General features: G+C 67.0%; 3 protein-coding genes and 1 pseudogene. 3 read left to right on the plus strand and 1 reads right to left on the minus strand.

Annotated features, from left to right (window positions below):
* Positions 1–211 (minus strand): annotated as a pseudogene (locus AC1D2K_RS33140) (leucyl aminopeptidase); the annotation flags it as partial.
* A 21-nt stretch (positions 212–232) separates the two neighbouring features.
* On the opposite strand from AC1D2K_RS33140, the gene lptF reads away from it, so the two are divergent.
* The 3 genes from lptF to AC1D2K_RS33155 form a co-directional block, all read left to right on the plus strand.
* The gene (gene lptF / locus AC1D2K_RS33145; RefSeq protein WP_478094476.1) at positions 233–1,342 is read left to right on the plus strand and encodes an LPS export ABC transporter permease LptF; all 1,110 of its coding nucleotides are present in this window, start codon (positions 233–235) and stop codon (positions 1,340–1,342) included.
* Positions 1,339–2,445, plus strand: a complete 1,107-nt coding sequence (lptG, locus tag AC1D2K_RS33150) for an LPS export ABC transporter permease LptG (RefSeq protein WP_478094479.1) — start codon at positions 1,339–1,341, stop codon at positions 2,443–2,445. The genes lptF and lptG overlap by 4 nt, the downstream gene beginning before the upstream one ends.
* Positions 2,446–2,450: 5 nt before the next feature.
* Positions 2,451–2,672, plus strand: a 222-nt coding sequence (locus tag AC1D2K_RS33155; RefSeq protein WP_478094481.1) for a CbiX/SirB N-terminal domain-containing protein, incomplete at its 3' end; no start/stop codon positions are given.

Here is a 2,672-nt window from a genome sequence, read left to right on the forward strand (position 1 = left end):
GCACGCGCGGCGCGGCCACGCCGGCCGCGCGGTACAGCGCGAGCAGCTTGCCGGCCTTGTCCGGCAGGTCGCCGGCGGTCCGGGCCTGCGCGACCAGGACGGAAAGCGCGTCCTTCGAGGTGGTGGTTCCGGCGGCCAGGAGCACGATGAGGACATCGGCTTTTTCGTTGGCGGCCTGGGCGATGGAGAGGGTCTTGAGTTGAAAGTCCATAATCCTTTTTTTCCCTCGACGATGTTATTCCATTCCTCTCTACGCAAGGAGCTGTCACGCAGCTTCGTGGCCACGCTGGTGGTGCTGGTCACCATCGTGATGACGATGATGCTGATCCGCACGCTCGGATTGGCCTCCAAGGGCAGCGTGAACCCCTCCGAGGTCTTCCTCGTGATGACCTACACCGTGCTCGGCTACATGCCGACCATCCTGAGCCTGTGCCTGTTCATCTCGATCGTCGGCACGCTGTCGCGCATGTACCGCGACAGCGAGATGGTGATCTGGTTCTCGAGCGGGCGCGGCCTGGCGGACTTCCTCCGGCCGCTGCTTCGCTTCGCCTGGCCGATCCTGCTGCTGATCACGCTGTTCGCGCTGGTCGGCTGGCCCTGGGCCAACTCCCAGACCCAGAACATGCGCGAACGCTACGAGCGCCGCAGCGACATCGAGCGTGTCGCGCCCGGCGAGTTCCGCGAGTCGGCCGGACGGCTGCGGGTGTTCTTCATCGACAAGGACGCGCCCGACAGCGCGACCGCCAGCAACGTGTTCATCTCGTCGGTGGAGCGCAACCTGCGCATCGTCACCTCGGCCCGCAGCGGCCGCATGGAAGACCTGAACGGCATCCGCTATCTGATGCTGAACAACGGGCAGCGCATCGAGGAGCCGCTGCAGCCGACCGGCATCAAGGTCAGCGAGTTCGAGACCTACGGCGCCAAGGTGGGCGGCCGCACGGCCGACTCGCTCGACGCGACGCCGGCGCGGGCGCGCACCACGCTGGCCTTGCTGCGCGATCCCAATGCCATCAATCTCGCCGAACTCGCCTGGCGCGTCGGGCTGCTGTTCGCGGGGGCCAATTTCGTGCTGCTGGCGCTGACGCTGTCGAGCGTCAATCCGCGTGCGAGCCGCAGCGGCAACCTGCTGCTCGCGCTGTTCGCCTTCGTCGTCTACTACAACCTGCTCAATCTCGGCCAGAGCTGGATCGGCTCGGGCAGCGTCAGCGCGAGCGGTTTCCTGCTCGCGCTGCATGGCGGCGTGATGGTCCTGGGTCTGCTCTGGCTCGCGAAGCGACATTTCAACTGGGGCCTCCCGGCACGGCGTGTCCGGGTCCGGCCTGAAACGACATCCAACGCGTGAAAACCTTCCGCCGCCTGATCTATGCGGAGGTGCTGAGGGCCGTGGCCTTCGTCGCCCTGGGCTTCCTGAGCCTGTTCTTCTTCTTCGACTTCGTCGACGAGCTGCAGTCGGTCGGCAAACCCGACTCGCTCGGCTATGGCGCCGCCCAGGCGCTGCTCTACGTCGCGCTGCTGATCCCCAGTCACCTCTACGAGCTGCTGCCGATCGCGGTGCTGATCGGCACCATCTTCGTCATGACGCGGCTGGCGCAGAGTTCCGAATTCAYGATTCTTCGCACCAGCGGCCTGGACCCCTGGCGCGCCCTGCGCACGCTGCTGCTGCTGGGGCTCGGCTTCGTGGTGCTGACCTTCGCGATCGGCGACTACATCGCCCCGGCCTCCGACCGCACGGCCCAGTTGCTCAAGGCACGCTACCAGGGCTCCCTGTCCCTGATCGGCAACACCGGGGCCTGGCTCAAGGAGCGGCAGGGCGACTCGTCGTTCGCGGTCAACGTGGTTTCGATGGCGCGCAACGGCATCCTGAAGGATCCGCGAATCCTCGAATTCGACGGCGACGGCTTCCTGGTCTCGCAGACCTCCGCGCCCGCGGCACGGGTCGACCGCGGCCACTGGACCCTGGTGGGCGTCGAGCGGCAGCAATACGACACGCGCGGCCCCGCCGCCCCGCGCGTCGTCACCACCACGGTGCCGGTGCTCGAATGGCCGACCTCGCTGAGCAGCGAAATGGTGTCTGTCGCGCTGCTGCGTCCGGACCGCATGCGCACGCTCGACCTGTTCGACTACATCCGCCACCTGGACGCCAACGGCCAGACCGCGCAGCGCTACGAGATCGAGTTCTGGCGCAAGGTGTTCTATCCGCTGTCCTGCCTGGTGATGATCGTGCTCGCCCTGCCCTTCGCCTACCTGCACTTCCGCCAGTCGGGGATCACCACCTACGTGTTCGGCGGCGTGATGATCGGCCTCAGCTTCATCCTGCTGAACAACGTCTTCGGCTACCTGGGCAACCTGGGCAACTGGTCGCCGTGGATCACGGCGGCGGCGCCCGGGCTGATCTATTCCGTGATGTCGCTGGGCGCCTTCACCTGGCTCGTGCTAAGACGGTAGGCGCGATGCAAACAGCACCTCTGGGCATCGTGCTTTTTGCTCACGGATCGCGCGACGAACGCTGGCGTGCGCCGGTCGAGGCGGTGGCACGGCAGGTCGCGGCGCTCGATCCCACGGCCCGGGTCGCCTGCGCCTACCTCGAACTGCTCGCCCCCGACCTGCGCACCGCGGCGCTGGCCCTGATCGCCGCCGGCGCCCGGACCATCCGGGTGGTGCCCCTCTTCCTG

Source organism: Variovorax sp. P1_H12_2 (genome assembly GCF_056405335.1).

Excerpts from the sequence above, each read along its gene's own strand:
- lptF (WP_478094476.1), top strand. The coding sequence starts at position 233 with ATGTTATTCCATTCCTCTCTACGCAAGGAGCTGTCACGCAGCTTCGTG.